The organism is Pseudazoarcus sp. NS36, from assembly GCF_059703705.1.
The window spans coordinates 143,430-161,305 of the sequence record NZ_BAAKJA010000002.1 but is presented as its reverse complement, the minus strand read 5'-3'; the positions used below and the strand labels follow the sequence as shown (position 1 = coordinate 161,305).

At 63.0% G+C, this 17,876-nt stretch carries 19 protein-coding genes; 14 read left to right on the top strand and 5 right to left on the bottom strand.

Annotation, left to right across the window (positions count from 1 at the left end):
• Positions 1-3 precede the first annotated feature (3 nt).
• From AC6H0R_RS03855 to dctP, 3 genes are all read right to left on the bottom strand, one after another.
• Positions 4-1,320: a TRAP transporter large permease gene (locus tag AC6H0R_RS03855; RefSeq protein WP_497580021.1), complete on the bottom strand. Its 1,317-nt coding sequence runs from the start codon at positions 1,318-1,320 to the stop codon at positions 4-6.
• Positions 1,320-1,859, bottom strand: a complete 540-nt coding sequence (locus tag AC6H0R_RS03850) for a TRAP transporter small permease subunit (RefSeq protein WP_497580020.1) — start codon at positions 1,857-1,859, stop codon at positions 1,320-1,322. Before AC6H0R_RS03850 ends, AC6H0R_RS03855 begins: the two co-directional genes overlap by 1 nt.
• A 69-nt stretch (positions 1,860-1,928) precedes the next feature.
• On the bottom strand, positions 1,929-2,954 hold the full coding sequence (gene dctP / locus AC6H0R_RS03845) for a TRAP transporter substrate-binding protein DctP (RefSeq protein WP_497580019.1): 1,026 nt from the start codon (positions 2,952-2,954) through the stop codon (positions 1,929-1,931).
• 171 nt (positions 2,955-3,125) lie between these two features.
• Between dctP and AC6H0R_RS03840 the strand changes: the two genes are divergently transcribed.
• From AC6H0R_RS03840 to AC6H0R_RS03795, 10 genes are all read left to right on the top strand, one after another.
• Complete coding sequence (locus tag AC6H0R_RS03840; RefSeq protein WP_497580018.1) at positions 3,126-3,878, top strand: GntR family transcriptional regulator; 753 nt, start codon at positions 3,126-3,128, stop codon at positions 3,876-3,878.
• 119 nt (positions 3,879-3,997) lie between these two features.
• Positions 3,998-6,466 (top strand): heavy metal translocating P-type ATPase, encoded by a 2,469-nt coding sequence (locus AC6H0R_RS03835; protein ID WP_497580017.1) that lies wholly within the window; start codon positions 3,998-4,000, stop codon positions 6,464-6,466.
• Position 6,467: 1 nt separating this feature from the next.
• Positions 6,468-6,695, top strand: coding sequence for a cbb3-type cytochrome oxidase assembly protein CcoS (gene ccoS / locus AC6H0R_RS03830; RefSeq protein WP_497580016.1), 228 nt, complete (start codon positions 6,468-6,470; stop codon positions 6,693-6,695).
• A gap of 315 nt (positions 6,696-7,010) precedes the next feature.
• A complete protein-coding gene (ccoN, locus tag AC6H0R_RS03825; RefSeq protein ID WP_497580015.1) occupies positions 7,011-8,441 on the top strand; it encodes a cytochrome-c oxidase, cbb3-type subunit I in 1,431 nt (476 codons plus the stop codon).
• A 13-nt stretch (positions 8,442-8,454) separates the two neighbouring features.
• Positions 8,455-9,087, top strand: a complete 633-nt coding sequence (gene ccoO, locus AC6H0R_RS03820; protein ID WP_497580014.1) for a cytochrome-c oxidase, cbb3-type subunit II — start codon at positions 8,455-8,457, stop codon at positions 9,085-9,087.
• A gap of 13 nt (positions 9,088-9,100) precedes the next feature.
• The gene (locus AC6H0R_RS03815) at positions 9,101-9,295 is read left to right on the top strand and encodes a cbb3-type cytochrome oxidase subunit 3 (protein ID WP_497580013.1); all 195 of its coding nucleotides are present in this window, start codon (positions 9,101-9,103) and stop codon (positions 9,293-9,295) included.
• Positions 9,288-10,193, top strand: a complete 906-nt coding sequence (gene ccoP / locus AC6H0R_RS03810; RefSeq protein WP_497580012.1) for a cytochrome-c oxidase, cbb3-type subunit III — start codon at positions 9,288-9,290, stop codon at positions 10,191-10,193. Before AC6H0R_RS03815 ends, ccoP begins: the two co-directional genes overlap by 8 nt.
• Positions 10,194-10,255: 62 nt before the next feature.
• Positions 10,256-11,653 (top strand): cytochrome c oxidase accessory protein CcoG, encoded by a 1,398-nt coding sequence (gene ccoG, locus AC6H0R_RS03805; RefSeq protein ID WP_497580011.1) that lies wholly within the window; start codon positions 10,256-10,258, stop codon positions 11,651-11,653.
• Between the two features lie 13 nt (positions 11,654-11,666).
• On the top strand, positions 11,667-12,182 hold the full coding sequence (locus AC6H0R_RS03800; RefSeq protein WP_497580010.1) for a FixH family protein: 516 nt from the start codon (positions 11,667-11,669) through the stop codon (positions 12,180-12,182).
• A 114-nt stretch (positions 12,183-12,296) separates the two neighbouring features.
• Complete coding sequence (locus AC6H0R_RS03795) at positions 12,297-12,623, top strand: hypothetical protein (RefSeq protein ID WP_497580009.1); 327 nt, start codon at positions 12,297-12,299, stop codon at positions 12,621-12,623.
• Positions 12,624-12,654: 31 nt separating this feature from the next.
• Here AC6H0R_RS03795 and AC6H0R_RS03790 read toward each other — a convergent pair whose 3' ends face one another.
• Positions 12,655-13,098 (bottom strand): universal stress protein, encoded by a 444-nt coding sequence (locus tag AC6H0R_RS03790; RefSeq protein WP_497580008.1) that lies wholly within the window; start codon positions 13,096-13,098, stop codon positions 12,655-12,657.
• Positions 13,099-13,185: 87 nt separating this feature from the next.
• Here AC6H0R_RS03790 and AC6H0R_RS03785 point away from each other — a divergent pair, with 87 nt between their 5' ends.
• A complete protein-coding gene (locus AC6H0R_RS03785; RefSeq protein ID WP_497580007.1) occupies positions 13,186-14,592 on the top strand; it encodes an MBL fold metallo-hydrolase RNA specificity domain-containing protein in 1,407 nt (468 codons plus the stop codon).
• A gap of 10 nt (positions 14,593-14,602) precedes the next feature.
• On the opposite strand, the gene fnr is transcribed toward AC6H0R_RS03785, so the two are convergent.
• Positions 14,603-15,307, bottom strand: a complete 705-nt coding sequence (gene fnr / locus AC6H0R_RS03780) for a fumarate/nitrate reduction transcriptional regulator Fnr (protein ID WP_497580006.1) — start codon at positions 15,305-15,307, stop codon at positions 14,603-14,605.
• A gap of 149 nt (positions 15,308-15,456) precedes the next feature.
• Between fnr and hemN the strand changes: the two genes are divergently transcribed.
• The 3 genes from hemN (at position 15,457) to AC6H0R_RS03765 (ending at position 17,873) form a co-directional block, all read left to right on the top strand.
• Complete coding sequence (gene hemN, locus AC6H0R_RS03775; protein WP_497580005.1) at positions 15,457-16,848, top strand: oxygen-independent coproporphyrinogen III oxidase; 1,392 nt, start codon at positions 15,457-15,459, stop codon at positions 16,846-16,848.
• A gap of 64 nt (positions 16,849-16,912) precedes the next feature.
• Positions 16,913-17,614, top strand: coding sequence for a sulfite exporter TauE/SafE family protein (locus AC6H0R_RS03770; protein ID WP_497580004.1), 702 nt, complete (start codon positions 16,913-16,915; stop codon positions 17,612-17,614).
• Positions 17,615-17,663: 49 nt separating this feature from the next.
• Positions 17,664-17,873 (top strand): heavy-metal-associated domain-containing protein, encoded by a 210-nt coding sequence (locus AC6H0R_RS03765; RefSeq protein WP_497580003.1) that lies wholly within the window; start codon positions 17,664-17,666, stop codon positions 17,871-17,873.
• Positions 17,874-17,876 lie beyond the last annotated feature (3 nt).

Genomic DNA, 17,876 nt, shown 5'->3' with positions numbered 1-17,876 from the left:
GCTTCAGACGGCCGGGCCCATCAGGAAGGTCGGCAGCCAGGTGGCGATGCCCGGGAAGATGCACAGCAGCACGATGGCGAGCACCATGCAGCCGACGTAGGGCAGCGAACCCCACAGGATGGTCTGCAGCTTGATGTCAGGCGCGATGCCGTTGATCACGAACAGGTTCAGGCCGACCGGTGGCGTGATCAGGCCGATTTCCATGTTGATGGTCAGCACCACGGCGAACCAGTACGGATCAAAGCCGGCTGCGATGACGATCGGCAGCAGGATCGGCGCGGCCATCAGGATGACCGCTACCGGCGGCAGGAAGAAACCGGCACCCAGCAGGAAGATGTTGATCATCAACATCAGCGTCCACGGGTTGAGGTTCATGTCGATGATCCACTGCGCCAGACTCTGCGTGATGTACAGGCTGGACAGCATGAAGCTGAACAGGCCCGAGGCGCCGATGATGACCATGATCATCACCGATTCCTTGGTGCAGTCGCGGAGCACATGCCACAGCACGGTCGGCTTCCACATCTTGTAGACCACGATGGCCAGCACCAGGCAGGCCAGCGCGCCGACCGCGGCCGCTTCGGACGGAGTGGCCACGCCGCCGTACAGCGCCCACAGCACGAACACGATGATCAGCAGGAAGGGCACGATCTTGGGCATCAGCTCAAGGCGTTCCTTCAGCGTGTACTTGATGTTGGAGACGATCACGCCGTCGGTCTGGCGCCACGTCGAGTAGATCGCCCACGACATGAACAGCGCGGTGAGCATCAGGCCCGGCAGGATGCCGGCAATGAACAGCCGGCCGATGGAGGTCTCGGTCGAGATGCCGTAGACGATCATCGTGACGCTGGGCGGAATCAGGATGCCCAGCGTGCCGCCGGCAGCAATCGAACCCGCAGCAACGCCTTTCGGGTAGCCACGCTTGACCATCTCGGGAATGCCCATCTTGCCGATCGCGGCGCAGGTGGCCGGCGAGGAGCCGGACATCGCCGAGAACAGTGCGCAGGCGCCGAGGTTGGACACCACCAGGCCGCCCGGTACGCGGGTGAGCCAGCGGCTGAGCAGTTCGTACAGGTCGCCGCCGGCGCGCGAAGAAGCCACCGCCGCACCCATCAGGATGAACATCGGGATGGACAGCAGCGCGAAGCTGTCGAGCTTGCCGAAGATGACTTCGGGGATCACGGCCAGGCCGAAGATGCCGTCCTGCCAGAGGATGAACAGGGTCGACACGATCATCAGACCGAAGCCGACCGAGACGCCGGAGAACAGCACCGCGATGGTGGCGATCAGTACGAAGAGGGCGAGCAGAAGCGGATCCATCAGCGTTCTCCCTCGGTGGTCGGCGTGAGCGGCTGGTGGCTGGCCGGCAGGAAGGGGTCGTCGACGCGGGTGGTCATCATCAGGTCAGCGGTGTATTGCAGCACCGTCAGGCCAAAGCCCAGCGGCATCGCGAGATAGGGAATCCACAGGGGTGTGCCGAAGACCGACGACGAACGCCAGCCGCCGTCCCAGGCCTGCAGGAGCAGTTCGGCGGAGTAGAAGGCGATGATCGAGCAGGCGACGATCTGTACCAGCACGCAGATCACGAACAACAGTTTTCGCGGGGTCTTCTGCAGATACAGCGGCAGCAGGTCCACGTTGATGTGGCCGCGCAGCAGCTGGACGTAAGGCATGCCCAGCATGGTCGCGCCGATCATCAGATAGGTGACGATTTCGGTCTGCCACACCGTCGATTCATTGAGCACATAGCGCATGAAGACGAGCTGGCAGACGATGAATACCGACGCGAGGATCATCATCGCGGCGGTGACGCCGCAGAGGCGCGAGAGCGCATGCACGGCACGGACATATTGAAGCATCTTCGTGCTCCGGTTCTGGGGCGTGAGACGTAAAAAGGCCGGCGCCTGATGGCGCCGGCCCGATGGGGATTACTCGACCGACAGAGCCATGTCCAGCAGCTCCTGGCCGCCTTTCACCTGCTCGTTGAAGGCCTTGTAGGAAGTCGCCTCGGCGAGCTTGCGCCACTTGCCGAACTGCTCGGCGTTCATCAGTGCGATTTCGACACCGGCCTTCTTGAAGACCTCGACCGAAGCGGCGTCTTCCTTGGCGGCTTCTTCAGCGTAGTAGGCCTCGGCCTTCTTGGCACCGGCAGCCACGGCGGCTTTCTGCGCGTCGTTCAGACCGTCATAGGCACGCTTGGACATCATCACCGGCTGATACATGAACCACAGCGCGTATTCGGCGGCCGGGGTGTAGCACTTGACCTGCTCGTAGAGGCGGAACGACACGAAGCTCGACGAGCTGGTGTTCACCGCGTCCAGCACGCCGGTCTGCATGCCGGTGTAGACCTCGGAGCTGGGCATCGACGCGATCGACGCACCGGCGCCGGCGAGCATCTGCTCGAAGGCCTTGCCGGCTGCGCGCATCTGCTGGCCCTTGACGTCGTCCGGTTCGACGATGCAGTTCTTCTTGGAGGCGAAGCCACCGGCCAGCCAGCCCTTGACGACCGTGACGGCGCCGGCCTTGTTGGCGATTTCCTCGATCTTGCCCATGAAGGGGGATTCGTTGATGCGGCCGGCGTGCGCGTGGTTCTTGACCAGGCCGGGCATCAGCGTGAGGTTGAATTCGGGGTGACGGCCACCGGCGTAGGACAGCGGCAGAACGGTCATGTCCAGACGGCCCGAGGTCATCGCGCCCCACTGGTCGTTGGCCTTGAACAGCGCCTGGCTCGGGAAGATCTGGATGGCAAGGCCGACGTTGGCCTTCTCGACCTCGTCCGCAACGATCTGTGCGACCTTGTGGCGGATGTCGTTGGTCGACCACTGGTGGGACAGGCGAAGGGTCTGCTGGGCGCTGGCCTGACCGACGATGCCGGCACCCAGGGTGACGGCGGCGGCTACGGTCAGAGCGGAACGCAGGAAGTTCCTGCGGACGGACGGAAGTTTCCGGGTCATGGCGGTTGTCTCCATATAAAAATTCTTGTTTCTTGTGGTGCCGTTGTTACGCAGCGCATGCTGGTAGCATCCGCTTCGGTCGCTTCGGCGGGGCGACCGTACCCCCGAGGGCATGCGTTGGTGCAGATTTGTATTCCAAAACTGCTTTCTTGTATACGAGAATAACCTAACATGAAGCTGATTCAAATTGACGCGGAATCAGCCGCGGATGAGGAAGCTCGCACGATGAACCGTCCGGAATCCCCACCGGTGGCGACGCGCCGCTCGGAGTATCTGCGCGAGACGATCGAGGAACGCATCGCTACCGGTGAGTATGGTCCGGGAATGCGCCTTGATGAAAGCGAACTTGCCGAAGAGTTCGGCGTGTCGCGCACGCCGATTCGCGAGGCGCTGATCCAGCTCGACTCCGAAGGTCTGGTCGAGATGCGGCCGCGCCGTGGTGCGGTCGTCGTGGAAGTGTCGCCGCAGCGGCTGTGCGAGATGTTCGAGGTCATGGCCGAGCTTGAAGCCATGTGCGCGCGACTGGCCGCCCGGCGCATCACGTCGGCCGATCGCGAGGAGCTGGTGGCGGCACACGAGGCCAGTCAGGCGGCACTCGACGGGGGGGATCCGAATGCCTACTTCTACCTCAACGAGCGCTTCCATCACGCCATCTACGCGGCCAGCCACAACCAGTTCCTGATCGAGCAGGCGCGCCAGCTGCAGCGCCGCCTGCGTCCCTATCGCCGCATGCAGCTGCATGTGCGTGACCGCGTCAAGGCCTCGTTCGACGAGCATGGCGGCATTACCGCGGCCATTGTGGCCGGTGATGGTGATCGCGCGGCGCAGCTGCTGCGTGATCACGTCACGGTGCAGGGCGAGCGCTTCAGTGACCTGCTGGTTTCGCTCTCCGAATTGCAGGAGCGTGCGCGCCGTTCGCGCTGACTAAACCCTGCACCCTTGATCCTGCGCAAGGCGGTCGAGGCGGGGATCGTGTTAAATAGACGCTCTGCCCGCGATCCGGTGCGCCCTGCGCCGGGGCGGCCGCCGCAGCGCCTGCCTGAATGACTTCCGAAGCTTCACCGGCCAGTTCCGCCACACCCGACGAATCCTGCTATCACTGCGGCCTGCCGGTGCCGCCATCGAGCGCGCACTGGGTGCGTATCGACGAGGCCGATCGCCGCATGTGCTGTGGCGGTTGTGAGGCGGTGGCCGGTGCCATTGTTGCCAGCGGCCTGACGGATTACTACCGTCATCGCGACGCCATGCCCGAGCCGGTGCGCGAGGCCATGCCGTCCGAGCTGCAGGACCTCGGCCTGTTCGATCATCCCGATTTTCAGGCCGACTTCGTCAAGCCGGTGGGCGAGCATGAGCGCGAGGCGGCGCTGATTCTCGAAGGCATCACCTGCGCCGCCTGCGTGTGGCTCAACGAGCGTCACGTCAAGACCTTGCCCGGCGTGTCGCTGGTCGAGGTCAATTACGCCACGCGTCGTGCGCGCGTGCGCTGGGATACGCGGGTGACGCAGCTCTCGGCCATTCTCGGCGCGATCCAGTCCATCGGTTATCGCGCCTATCCGTATGACGCCGAGCGGCTGGAGCAGGTCGCGCACCGCGAGCGGCGCTCGATGCTGTGGCGCGTCTTCGTGGCCGGTTTCGGCATGATGCAGGTGATGATGTACGCCTATCCGGCGTGGATCGCCTCGGGCGACGACCTGTCGCACGGCGCCGAGGTGTTGATGCGCTGGGCCAGCCTGGTGCTCACCCTGCCGGTGGTGTTCTATTCCGCAGCACCTTTCTTCCGCCGTGCCTGGCGCGACATCCGGCTGCGCTCCCTGGGCATGGATGTGCCGGTGGCGCTGGGTGTCGGCAGTGCCTTTCTGGCCAGCGTGTGGGCCACGCTGGTGGACGGGCCGGACGTGTACTTCGATTCGGTCACGATGTTTGTCTTCCTGCTGCTGTGCGGGCGCTATGTAGAAATGCTGGCGCGGCAGAAGGCGGTGCGTGGTGTCGAGGAGCTCGGCAAGGTATTGCCGTCCTTTGCCGAGCGGCTTGCCGCCGACGGCAGCGCCGAGCGCGTGCCGGTATCGCAGCTGGTAGCCGGCGAGCGCGTGCGCGTGCGCCCCGGGGAAGTGATTCCGGTCGATGGTGTGGTGCATGAGGGGGCGAGCTCGGCCAACGAGGCGCTGCTGACCGGGGAGAGCCACCCGGTGACGAAAGCCGTGGGCGCCGAAGTCATTGGCGGCAGCATCAATATCACCAGCCCTTTGGTGATCGAGGTCGTACGTGTGGGCGAAGCCACCCGGCTGGCAGCCATCCGGCGCCTGATCGATCGTGCCGCCCAGGAGCGACCGGCGGTTGCCACGCACGCTGACCGCGTGGCGCGCTACTTCATTGCGGCCCTGCTGGTGGCGTCGGCGCTGACCTGGGTGATCTGGCACTTCATCGACCCCGATCGTGCGCTGTGGATTTTCGTGTCGGTGCTGGTGGTGGCGTGTCCCTGCGCCTTGTCGCTGGCCACGCCGACCGCGCTGACAGTGTCCACCGATGCGCTGGCGCGCATGGGCATCCTGGTCACGCGCGGGCATGCCATCGAGGCCCTGGCCAAGGCCAACCGTTTCGTCTTCGACAAGACCGGTACGCTGACCCATGGCGAAATGCGTGTTGAGGCGGTCGACGTCTTCGCAGGCGACGAAGCAGGCGTGCGCCGTCTGGCGGCAGCGCTTGAGCAGGGTTCCGAACACGCCATTGCGGCCGCGTTGCGTCGGGCGAGCGACGCGGCGGATTTGCCGCAAGTCGAGGGTTCGAGGGCGGTGACGGGGCAGGGCGTTGAAGGGCGCATCGACGGCCGCCTGTTGCGTCTTGGCCGTCCCGATTTTGTTGCTGCGCTGGTGGGGGCTGCAGTACCGCAGCTGTCGATGGATTCCGGTGGAGCGACCGTCGTCGCACTGGGCTCGGCAGAAGGCTGGCTGGCGCTCTTTCGGCTGGCCGACACGCCGCGCGAGGATGCGCCGGTGCTGATCCGCCGTCTGGCCGCCGAAGGCGTGCCGATGGCGCTGGTCAGCGGCGATGGCGAGGCGGCCGTCAAGGCGGTGGCGGCGCATCTGGACATTGCCGAAACCCGCGCCGGAGCAACGCCCGAGCAGAAACAGGCTTTCGTGCGTGACTGGCAGGCGCAGCCCGATGCGCTGGTGGCGATGGTGGGAGACGGCGTGAATGATGCACCGGTGCTGGCGCAGGCGCAGGTCTCGGTAGCCATGGGCGGCGGCACGGATCTGGCGCGCAATCAGGGCGATCTGGTGCTGCTGTCAAACAGCCTGTCCGGCCTGTCTGCGGCGATCACGCATGCCCGGCGCACCATGCGCATCGTGCGTGAGAACCTGTGGTGGTCATTTGCCTATAATTTCACCTCGGTTCCGCTGGCCATGGCGGGGTTCATCACGCCTTGGATGGCGGGTCTCGGCATGGCCCTGAGTTCGCTGCTGGTCGTGCTCAATGCCTTGCGCCTGCAGCGCCGACCGGCCACTGGAGCCTGACATGGATTTTGGTCTGTACCTGTTGATTCCGCTTTCGGTCATTCTCGTCTTCGTGATCGGCGTGGTATTCTTTCGATCTTTGCGAAGTGGCCAGTTTGACGACCTCGAGGGTCCGGGTTTCCGGATTCTCGTCGATGATCCAGACCCCCCGCGAGAACAGGAAGAACTGGAGGCGCGCGCCAGACGAGAGGAAGAATCCTCGAAATCCGGCAACGGCGAGCCCGGTTGATCCAGATCAAACCAGCCCCAGGGGCACGATGACATACTGCCCCCATGGTGATCGAACGGCGCCAGCAGCGCCCTCGTTGCCATGGATTGCAAGTCTCTCTGTTGGGGTTGGGGGTGCGCTCACGCGCACCCCGTTTTTTTGTCGTAGTGCCCTCCGGGGCAAGAACGCAGGCCATGACCTACATTCAGAACTATTGATTTCACTGGCGCTTGATCGGAGTCAAATCCGGTCAGGCGCTTTGGCGTATGTTCGTGCCGGCGCGCATGGCTGCAAGCCGCTGGTGATGGAATCCGGTAAACAAGAGGAGTAATCCAAGTGCAATCGCAGACGACTTACCACTACAAAGTCGTTCGCCAGTTCGCCCTGATGACGGTCATCTGGGGCATCGTCGGCATGTCGCTGGGGGTCTTCATCGCTGCCCAGCTGGCTTGGCCGGCGCTCAATCTGAGCGAACTCGGTGAATGGTTCCACTTTGGGCGTTTGCGCCCGCTGCATACCAACGCGGTGATCTTCGCGTTCGGTGGCTGCGCACTGTTTGCGACCTCGTACTACGTTGTCCAGCGAACCTGTCACACCCCGCTGTTCGCGCCGAAGCTGGCCGCGTTCACGTTCTGGGGCTGGCAGGCCGTCATCGTGCTGGCTGCCATCACGCTGCCGATGGGCTTCACGTCGAGCAAGGAATACGCCGAGCTGGAATGGCCGATCGACATCCTGATCGCCGTCGTGTGGATCTCGTACGCCATCGTCTTCTTTGGCACCATCGCCAAGCGCAAGGTCTCGCACATCTACGTGGCGAACTGGTTCTTCGGTGGCTTCATCCTGACCGTGGCGCTGCTGCACATCGTCAACAGCGCTGCGATCCCGGTGACGTTCTGGAAGTCGTACTCGGCCTATGCCGGCGCGCAGGACGCGATGGTTCAGTGGTGGTACGGCCATAACGCGGTCGGCTTCTTCCTGACCGCCGGCTTCCTCGGGATGATGTATTACTTCGTGCCTAAGCAGGCTGGTCGTCCGGTGTATTCCTACCGCCTGTCGGTGGTGCACTTCTGGGCGCTGATCTTCACCTATATGTGGGCGGGCCCGCACCACCTGCATTACACCGCGCTGCCCGACTGGACCCAGTCGCTGGGCATGGTGTTCTCGCTGATCCTGCTCGCACCGAGCTGGGGCGGCATGATCAACGGCATCATGACGCTGTCGGGTGCCTGGCACAAACTGCGCACCGACCCGATCCTGAAGTTCCTGATCGTGTCGCTGTCGTTCTACGGCATGTCGACCTTCGAAGGCCCGATGATGGCCATCAAAACGGTCAATGCGCTGTCGCACTACACCGACTGGACCATCGGTCACGTTCACTCCGGCGCACTGGGCTGGGTGGCGATGATCTCGATCGGCTCGATCTACTACCTGATCCCGCGCATGTACGGCAAGACCGAGATGTACTCGGTGTCGCTGATCAACACACACTTCTGGATCGCGACCATCGGCATCGTGCTGTACATCGCGTCGATGTGGATTGCCGGTGTCACGCAGGGTCTGATGTGGCGCGCGGTCAACTCCGACGGCACGCTGACCTACTCCTTCATCGAGGGCGTGAAGGCCAGCTATCCGTTCTGGAACATCCGTCTGGTGGGCGGAATCCTGTTCCTGTCGGGCATGTTCATCATGCTCTACAACGTGATCAAGACCATTTCGGGCCAGAAGACCTACGAAGCGCCGGTGCTCGCCCCGGCTGCTGCGCACTGAGGAGTCGTGAGAGATGCGCAAAATCAAGCATGAGCTTATCGAACGCAGCGTCGGTCTGATGATTGTGCTGACGCTGCTGACGGTGAGCGTCGGCGGGCTGGTGGAAATCGTCCCGCTGTTCTTCCAGCACTCGCTGACCAAGCCGATCGACAAGTCGGGCAACCCGCTCGACATCAAGCCGTACGACGCAGTGCGTCTGGCTGGTCGTGACATCTATATCCGCGAAGGCTGCTCGAACTGCCACTCGCAGATGATCCGTCCGTTCCGCGCCGAAACCGAGCGCTATGGCCACTACTCGGTCGCGGGTGAGTTCATCTACGACCGCCCGTTCCTGTGGGGCTCCAAGCGTACCGGGCCGGATCTGGCGCGTGTCGGTGGTCGCTATTCCGACGAATGGCACCGTGTTCACCTGACCAATCCGCGTGCGGTCGTGCCGGAGTCGAACATGCCGGCCTTCCCGTGGCTGAATCGTCCGGTCGACGCCAGCAGCATCGACAAGAAGATGGTCGCGCTGCGCACGCTGGGCCACCCGTACTCCGACGAGGACATCGCCGGGGCCAAGGCTGCGCTGGAAGGCAAGACCGAGATGCAGGTGCTGATTGCCTACCTGCAGGGTCTGGGCACCGCGCTGTCCAACTTCAAGTGATCCGGGGGTGAGCATGGACGTCAATATCTTGAGGATCATCGTGACCGTGGTCGGTTTTGCCTGCTTCCTCGGAATCTGTTTCTGGGCCTATAGCCGGCACGCCCGCAAGGGCTTCGATGAAGCGGCCATGCTCCCCTTTACCGAAGATGACGACATGCCCGTCGCGCGCGATGACGGGCATCTGACGCAAGGAAAACAACATGGCTGACTTCGTGAGCGGCTTCTGGAATCTGTGGGTCATGGTGCTGGTGGCCCTCAGTCTGCTGTTCTGTCTGTTCGTGCTGATGTCGAACAACAAGAAACCCGAACCGGGTCCGGTCGAGCTGCACGGTCACGTGTGGGACGAGGACATCGCCGAGTACAACAACCCGCTGCCGCGCTGGTGGCTGTACCTGTTCTGGATCACGCTGATTTTTGCAGTGGTGTATCTGGCGCTGTATCCGGGTTTCGGTAACGTCAAGGGCGCGCTGGGCTGGACTTCGACCGGACAGTACGACACCGAGGTGGGGCTGGCCGACGAGCGTTATGGTCCGATCTACGCCAAGTACCGTGAGATGGATGTGGCTGCCGTGGCGGCCGATCCGGAAGCCAAGGCCATGGGCGGTCGTCTGTTCCAGACCTATTGTGCCCAGTGCCACGGCTCGGATGCCGGTGGTTCAAGCGGCTTCCCGCGCCTGAGCGACACGGTCTGGCTGTATGGCGGCGAGCCCGAGAACATCAAGGCCACCATCACCAACGGCCGTCTGGGCGTGATGCCGGCACTGGGTGCGGCGATCGGCCCGGAAGGCACCCGCGATGTGGCGCACTATGTTCGCTCGCTCAATGGCCTTGCGCATGACTCGCTGCGCGCCCAGCGTGGTGTGGATGTCTTTGCGGCCAACTGCGCGGCGTGCCACGGTCTGGAAGCCAAGGGCAACCCGGCATTGGGCGCGCCCAACCTCACCGACAACACCTGGTTGTGGGGTTCGAGCGAGGCGATGATCGTGTACACCATCAACAACGGCCGCCAGAACCGCATGCCGGGCTTTGGTGACTTCCTGGGTGAAGACAAGGTGCATCTGCTGGCCAGCTACGTGTGGGGCCTGTCGAACAAGCCCAAGCAGTAACGGTTGTCTCGTCCGCCCGGCTTCGGCCGGGCGGATTTCTGCAACATCCGGAACGGAAGACCATGGCGAAAGGCAGCAAGGCGCAACAGGAAGAAAGCGACTCACTGTACGCATCACGCAAAAAGATCCACATGCGCTCGGTGAAAGGCAGCTTTGCCAACTGGCGCTGGTTCTTCGTCTGGTTCACGCAGATTCTCTACTACGGCTTGCCCTGGCTCGAATGGAACGAGCGGCAGGCCGTTTTGTTCAATCTGGCCGAACGCAAGTTCTACATCTTCAGCTGGGTGTTCTGGCCCCAGGACGTCATCTATCTGGCGATCCTGCTCATCATCTCGGCCTTCGGCCTGTTCTTCTTCACGGCAATTGCCGGTCGCCTGTGGTGTGGTTACACCTGTCCGCAGACGGTGTACACCGAGATCTTCATGTGGATCGAGGAGAAGATCGAGGGCGATCACGTCGCGCGCCGCAAGCTTCATGAAGCGCCGATGAGCCCTCGCAAGGCCATGCTGCGCACCGCGAAGTACGCGGTGTGGGCGGTCGTTGCCTTGTGGACCGGCTTCACTTTCGTCGCCTACTTCACACCGCTGGACGGGCTCATCGAATCCTTCGCCGCGTTCGATGTTGGCGGCTGGGTGCTGTTCTGGACCCTGTTCTACGCAGCCTTTACCTACATCTTCGCCGGCGTCCTGCGCGAGCAAGTGTGCTTTTACATGTGCCCCTATGCGCGTTTTCAGGGGGTGATGTTCGACCCGGATACGCTGGTCGTGACCTACGACAGTGAGCGCGGAGACCCGCGCGGTTCGCGCAAGAAGGGCGTTGATCCGAAGAGCATCGGCAAGGGCGATTGCGTCGACTGCAACATCTGTGTGCAGGTCTGTCCGACCGGCATCGACATCCGCGACGGCCTGCAATACGAGTGCATCGGCTGTGGTGCCTGTATCGACGGCTGTGACGACGTCATGGATCGTATGGGCTACGAGCGCGGCCTGATCCGGTATTCCACGGAAAACGCCGTCAAACAGCACTGGACGCGCAAGGACATCATTGCGCATATCCTGCGCCCGCGCATTCTGGTGTATGCGGCCTTGCTGGTCGTGATCTGTTCGGCGACCCTGGCTGCGCTGGTGCTGCGCCCGGACATGCGGGTAGACATCATCCGCGACCGCGCGGCGCTGGCGCGCGAGGTCGAAGGCGGCATGATCGAGAACGTCTACCGTCTGCAGATCATGAACATGACCGAACTTCCGCGCGAAGTGCTCGTCGATGTAAGCGGTATTGAAGGTGCGCAGCTTGTCGGCTCGACGCTGGCGTTGCTGCCGTCGGCCGGAATCGAGTCGGTCTCGGTCAATGTACGTGTGCCCTATGATGCGGTTCCACCGGGCGTGCATGAGATTGTTTTTGAAGTGACCGCGGAAGACTTGAAGGTACGTGAGCAGACCACCTTCATCATGCCGCAATGATCAGGATGAGCAGATGAACACCCGTACGGACCCTGGCTACGACCCGACTCCCTGGTACAAGCAGCGCTGGCCCTGGCTGCTGATGGTGATGCCGGGCATCTCGATCATGCTTGGCAGCATGCTGCTGTACTTCGCCATCACGACCAATGATGGTCTGGTGGTGGATGACTATTACCGTCAGGGCCGCGCGATCGACCAGACCATCGCCCGTTCGGTGGTGGCGGCGGATCAGGGGCTGGCTGCGAACGTCGGCGTCCGTGCGGAGGATATCCGCATCGCGCTCGACGCCAACGACGGCGTTGAACTGCCGTCCGAACTGATCGTCACGATCATCCATCCCACGCGCGCGGGCTTTGATCAGGTGCTGCGTCTCTCGCGCGTGGATGGGCAGTATGCCGGGCCGATTGCGCCGATGTCGCTGGGACGCTGGCACGTCCAGATCGAGGACCCGGAGCGTGCGTGGCGGCTGCATGGAGATGTGCGCATCCCCGATGAAACGCAGGTTCGCATCCTCCCGTACGGCGTTTGATTCTTCGTCACTTCAGGCACATACTGAATCCCGAAGTGGCGGAGTTTGCGCATGCCGGCCTCCAGAGCGGGCAGCGCGGGCGTAGGAGTCCGGTCGTGCGAGGAGGAATCGCAAATGATCAGATGGATCCTGGTGCTGTGGCCTTCGTTTCTGGTCGCCGGTGTTGCGGTGACGCTGTTCTTCACGCTGGTCAATCCGCGTGAGTTGTATCTGTTCGGGGAAATCGTCGAGTTCTCGCCGATCGCTACCTATTCGATCGGCTTCTTCGGTTTCTGGGCCTTGTGCGCCGCTTCCAGTCTGTTGACGCTGTATCTGGTCGGCAAGCCGGTGAGCGCAGATCCGCCTAAGTCGGTTCCGACGCGCAAGCCGCGCGCCTCAGGTACACCGAAATCGCGTCGGATGGAGGCTGGTCTGCACCCACATCACCACGTCCACGGATAAGAAAACGGCCCGTTTCGGGCCGTTTTTTGTTTCAGCGATAGATCAACACCGGAATCTTGCTGTGCGAGAGCACTTTCTGGGTCTCGCTGCCCAGTAGCAGTCCGGCCAAGCCTTTGCGCCCGTGCGAAGCCATGAAGATCAGGTCGCACTCGTGGCGCTCTGCGGCCTCGATGATGCCCTCGTATGGTACCTCGCACACCCCCGAATCCGTATCCGCCGAGACGCCGGCGGCCTTTGCGGATGCCTCGGCCCGATCCAGAATGAGCTTGGCCTCGGCGGACGCCGACTGGGCGAATTGCTCCGGTGTGGTCGGGTCGATCAGCGCGCCTTCCCCGTAGATCGGCATCGGGAAATCAGGCTGGGCATAATAGAAAGTGATGCGGGCGCTGATCTCGGCGGCAAAGCGTACGGCCTTTTCGACCGTTGTCTGCGAGAGTTCGGATCCGTCCGTCGGGACGAGAATGTGCTGGAACATGGCGCAACTCCAATACCGGATTGGGATGATGGCATTATAGCCATGCCCCGCCAGCTCTTGCGGCAGGCAATGTCCCCGGAGGCCTTGATGCAGATCGAATTTCACGGTGCGGCCGGCGAAGTGACCGGTTCGTGCGCCAGAGTGACCTGGGACGGCGGATGTTTTCTCGTCGATTGCGGCATGTTCCAGGGCGGTCGCAATGCCGGGCTGAAGAACTTGCGCGCGCTGGATTTCAGCCTCAAGAGCATCGATTTTGTTCTGCTCACTCATGCCCATCTTGATCATGCGGGCCTGCTGCCCAGGCTGGTCGCGCTGGGTTGGCGTGGCCCGGTGTATGTGACCGAGGCTACAGCTGATCTGCTCGGCATCATGTTGCTTGATGCCGGCCATATTCAGGAGAAGGAGACCGAGTGGGCCAACCGGCGCTCGCGGTCGCGCAACCGGCGCAGTCTGTCAAATGCCGCGCCGCTATATACCGTAGAGCAGGCGCGTGCGAGTCTCGGCCACTTGCGGGCGCATCCGTACGAAACGCCGTTTTCGCCCATGGACGGCGTTGACGTGCGTTTTCGTGAAGCTGGCCACATTCTGGGTTCAGCCATTATCGAGGTCGACCTGTCGTGCGCGGGTGGCACGCGGCGCATCGTATTCTCCGGCGACCTGGGCATGCATGCGCGTCCGGTCTTGCGCGATCCGGCACCCGTGAAGCATGCCGACTATCTGGTCGTTGAATCCACCTACGGAGATCGGGCCCACCGTTCGCTGCCGCAGACGGAAGACGAACTGGTGCACGTCCTGCAGGACACGCTGGAGCGTCGCGGCGGCAACGTGGTCATTCCGGCCTTTGCAGTCGGTCGCACGCAAGAGGTCATCTACATGCTCGCCGATCTGGTGCGGCGAGGGCGGGTGTCGCGGCTGGAGGTCGTCGTTGATTCTCCGATGGCCTCTGCGGTGACCGAGGTCACGCTCGAGCATGACGCCCTGTGGGATGCCGAGACACTCCGTCTGCGCGACTGGGCGCTGGCTCACCCCGAGCGTTTCGCCATCCGTTTCGTGTCCGACGTGGAGGAGTCGATTGCGCTCAATGCGCGCAAGCGCGGCCTGGTCATCATTTCGGCCAGTGGCATGTGTGAGGCGGGGCGCATCAAGCACCATCTCGCCCACAATCTCCCGCGCCCCGAATGCAGCGTGGTGATCTGCGGCTTTCAGGCAGGCGGTACGCTGGGGCGTCGCCTGGTCGATGGGGCTCGATCCGTGAGCCTGTTTGGCGAACGGGTGCCGGTGCGTGCATCGGTGCATACCATCGGCGGGCTGTCGGCGCATGCCGACCAGCCATCCCTGCTGGCGTGGATGGGGGGCTTTGAGCGGGCCCCCCGCAAGGCCTTTGTCGTGCACGGCGAGAGCAACGCTGCGCAGGCACTGGGCGATGCGATGCGTCAGCGTCTGGGGTGGACGGTGCGGGTGGCGGAGCCTGGTGTGGTGGAGCCGCTCGAATGAGCGCGAGGCGCTAGCGACTGCCGGACAGCTGGATGAGGCGGCGCAAGCCGGCTTGATCGATGATGCGGATGTGCTTCTGCTGCACCGTGATCAACCCTTCGTCCTGGAAGCGCGAGAAGGCGCGCGACACGGTTTCGAGTTTGAGCCCGAGGTAGGAGCCGATCTCGTCGCGGGTCATGCGCAGGTTGAACTCGGCCGGAGAAAAGCCGCGCGCATTGAAGCGTTGCGACAGATTCATCAGAAAGGCGGCCAGCCGCTCTTCCGCCCGCATCGAGCCGAGCAGCATCATCACGCCGTGGTCGCGCACGATCTCGCGGCTCATGACCTTGTGGAACTGATGCTGCAGCCCTTCGACCTCGCGGGACAGTTCTTCGAGCTGGCTGTACGGAAGTACGCACACCTCGCTGTCTTCGAGTGCGACCGCGTTGCAGCTATGGGTTTCGGTGCTGATGCCGTCCAGTCCGAGCATCTCGCCCGTCATCTGGAAGCCGGTGACCTGTTCGCGGCCGTCCTCCAGCAGCACGTCGGTCTTGAACCAGCCGACGCGGATGGCGTAGATCGCGTCGAAGGCGTCGCCCGAACGGTAGAGGTGCTGGCCCTTGCGGATCTTGCGGCGTGCGCCGACCAGGTTGTCGAGCCGCTCGATCTCCTCGGCGGACATGCCGACCGGAAGACACAACTCATGGAGATTGCACTGTGAGCAGGCAGCGCGCATGGCGGGGGCGCTGATTGGAACCGTCGCTTTGGTCACTGCGTGTGGCCACTCCATAGACATGCAGCGCCATTCGCGCATGCGTTTGATACACGTCAAAGCGGTCCGGGCCGGAATCCGGGATCGTGGAAACCATGCAGGAAACTACTCCCATGGATATCCACCAGCCGGTCGTCTTCGATCCCGATCTGATCCGTCGCTTCGACGTCAGCGGACCACGGTACACATCCTACCCTACGGCCGATCGCTTTGTTGAAGCCTTCGACGCGCAGGGGCTGGAGCAGTGGCTGCACAAGCGCAGCGTGGGTGGGGTGGTGCGTCCGCTCTCGCTGTATTTTCATATCCCGTTCTGCAACACCATCTGCTACTACTGCGGCTGCAACAAGATCATCACCAAGGACCACGGCCGCTCGGGCAGGTACCTCAAGTATCTCGCCAAGGAAATTGCACTGCAGGCGGCCCATATCGAGGGCAGCCGCGAGGTCACGCAACTGCACCTGGGCGGCGGTACGCCGACTTTTCTGTCGCATGACGAAATGCGCGGACTGATGGAGTCGGTACGCAAGCACTTCACGCTCAAGCCGGGTGGGGAGTATTCGATCGAAGTCGACCCGCGCAAGGTTGATTTCGAGACCGTCGCGCTGCTCGCCGAGCTGGGCTTCAACCGCATGAGCCTCGGCGTGCAGGACTTTGATCCCGATGTGCAGAAGGCCGTCAATCGCATCCAGAGCTACGAAGAGACGCGCCTGGTGCTCGACGCCGCGCGCGCCACGGGTTTCCGCTCGGTCAGCATCGACCTGATCTACGGCCTGCCGAAGCAGAACGTGATCCGCTTCAACCGCACGCTGAAACAGGTCATCGAACTGGCACCGGATCGCATTTCGCTCTACAGCTACGCTCACCTGCCGGCCACCTTCAAGCCGCAGCGGCGTATCGACGCCGCGCTACTGCCCGATCCCGACGGCAAACTGCAGATCCTGCAACTGGCCATCCGGCGGCTGACCGAGGCGGGCTACGTCTATATCGGCATGGATCACTTCGCGCGGCCCGACGATGAACTCGCCGTGGCGCAGCGCCAGGGCCGTCTGCACCGCAACTTCCAGGGCTATTCGACACAGTCCGAGTGCGATCTGCTGGCCTTCGGCGTTTCGGCCATCGCCAGCATCGGTCCGGTCTACGCCCAGAACCACAAGGTCATCGACGACTACTACGACGCGCTGGATCGTGACGAGCTGCCGGTGATGCGCGGTATCGAGCTGTCTGCCGACGATGTGCTGCGCCGCGCCATCATCCAGGCGCTGATGTGCCATTTTGAACTCTCGATCGAGTCCATCGAGATCGCGCACCTGATCCGCTTCGACGAATACTTTGCTGAAGAGCTGGCCGATTTGCGCGAAATGCAGGCGGCCGGCTTGCTCGAGATCAGCGACGGCTGGATTGCCGTTCAGCCCGCCGGCCGCATGCTGGTGCGCGTCATCGCCATGGTGTTCGATCGCTATCTGCGTGCTGACCGGGAACGCAAACGTTACTCCCGCGTGATCTGAGTCCGGCCCGGCGCGACGCCGGCGGGTATACTCGCGCCTTGCATCGTTGTTCCCTCCTATTTTCATGCCTGAAACCGGTTACATCGCGGTCTTCCTGATCGGCCTGCTCGGCGGTACGCATTGTGTTGCCATGTGCGGCGGCATCGTCGGCGCGCTGTCGGTACAGATGCCGGGGAAGTCTGCGCGTCAGTGGCCCATCCATCTTGCCTACAACCTCGGGCGCATCAGCACCTATACCGCTCTGGGCGGCCTGGCCGGTGCCATCGGCAGTGCAGGGATGCTGTTCGGCGATGTGTTGCCGGTGCAGCTTGGCTTGTACGTGGCGGCCAACATCATGCTGATCCTGCTCGGGCTCTATCTGACCGGTATCACGCAGTTGCTCAAGCCGCTTGAGCGCGCGGGAGGTGTGATCTGGCGACGTGTCCAGCCTTTCACCGCGCGCTTTCTGCCGGCACGCACGGTGGGGCGCGCGCTGCCGCTGGGTTTGTTGTGGGGTTTTCTGCCCTGTGGACTTGTGTACAGCGTGCTGACAACGGCGCTGGTCACCGGCTCGGCCGGTCGCGGCGCCGGGCTGATGCTGGCCTTCGGTCTGGGAACCTTGCCCAACCTGATGCTTGCCGGCATGTTGTTCAAGCGCTTTCGCGATCTCACCCGCAATACCCGTGTGCGCCTTGCAGCCGGTCTGCTGGTGCTCGGCTTTGGCGTATTCGGGCTCTACCATGCGCCGCATCTGGGCGGGCAGCTGTGGAGTGGCGTGATATGCTGACGCCGCATTTTTGTGCGGTGCAATGTCAGGCAAACGCAGGAGTCAGGGCATGAGTGAAGTGACGATTCGCGTAGACGGGATGAGCTGTGGCGGTTGTGTGCGCAATGTGACCGGGGTGCTGAAGGCCTTGCCCGGCGTCTTCGAGGCCGAGGTTCATCTCGAAGAGGCTGAAGCCCGCGTCGAGTTCGACCCGGCCCGGATTACCGTCGAGGACTTGCGTCAGGCCATCACCGACGCCGGTTTTGACGCTGCAGCCTGAGCG

Bases quoted from the DNA above. Each gene is read 5' to 3' on its own strand.
- AC6H0R_RS03855 (WP_497580021.1), bottom strand. From the start codon at position 1,320: ATGGATCCGCTTCTGCTCGCCCTCTTCGTACTGATCGCCACCATCGCG.
- AC6H0R_RS03850 (WP_497580020.1), bottom strand. From the start codon at position 1,859: ATGCTTCAATATGTCCGTGCCGTGCATGCGCTCTCGCGCCTCTGCGGC.
- dctP (WP_497580019.1), bottom strand. From the start codon at position 2,954: ATGACCCGGAAACTTCCGTCCGTCCGCAGGAACTTCCTGCGTTCCGCT.
- AC6H0R_RS03840 (WP_497580018.1), top strand. From the start codon at position 3,126: ATGAAGCTGATTCAAATTGACGCGGAATCAGCCGCGGATGAGGAAGCT.
- AC6H0R_RS03835 (WP_497580017.1), top strand. From the start codon at position 3,998: ATGACTTCCGAAGCTTCACCGGCCAGTTCCGCCACACCCGACGAATCC.
- ccoS (WP_497580016.1), top strand. From the start codon at position 6,468: ATGGATTTTGGTCTGTACCTGTTGATTCCGCTTTCGGTCATTCTCGTC.
- ccoO (WP_497580014.1), top strand. From the start codon at position 8,455: ATGCGCAAAATCAAGCATGAGCTTATCGAACGCAGCGTCGGTCTGATG.
- AC6H0R_RS03815 (WP_497580013.1), top strand. From the start codon at position 9,101: ATGGACGTCAATATCTTGAGGATCATCGTGACCGTGGTCGGTTTTGCC.
- ccoP (WP_497580012.1), top strand. From the start codon at position 9,288: ATGGCTGACTTCGTGAGCGGCTTCTGGAATCTGTGGGTCATGGTGCTG.
- ccoG (WP_497580011.1), top strand. From the start codon at position 10,256: ATGGCGAAAGGCAGCAAGGCGCAACAGGAAGAAAGCGACTCACTGTAC.
- AC6H0R_RS03800 (WP_497580010.1), top strand. From the start codon at position 11,667: ATGAACACCCGTACGGACCCTGGCTACGACCCGACTCCCTGGTACAAG.
- AC6H0R_RS03795 (WP_497580009.1), top strand. From the start codon at position 12,297: ATGATCAGATGGATCCTGGTGCTGTGGCCTTCGTTTCTGGTCGCCGGT.
- AC6H0R_RS03790 (WP_497580008.1), bottom strand. From the start codon at position 13,098: ATGTTCCAGCACATTCTCGTCCCGACGGACGGATCCGAACTCTCGCAG.
- AC6H0R_RS03785 (WP_497580007.1), top strand. From the start codon at position 13,186: ATGCAGATCGAATTTCACGGTGCGGCCGGCGAAGTGACCGGTTCGTGC.
- fnr (WP_497580006.1), bottom strand. From the start codon at position 15,307: ATGCGCGCTGCCTGCTCACAGTGCAATCTCCATGAGTTGTGTCTTCCG.
- hemN (WP_497580005.1), top strand. From the start codon at position 15,457: ATGGATATCCACCAGCCGGTCGTCTTCGATCCCGATCTGATCCGTCGC.
- AC6H0R_RS03770 (WP_497580004.1), top strand. From the start codon at position 16,913: ATGCCTGAAACCGGTTACATCGCGGTCTTCCTGATCGGCCTGCTCGGC.
- AC6H0R_RS03765 (WP_497580003.1), top strand. From the start codon at position 17,664: ATGAGTGAAGTGACGATTCGCGTAGACGGGATGAGCTGTGGCGGTTGT.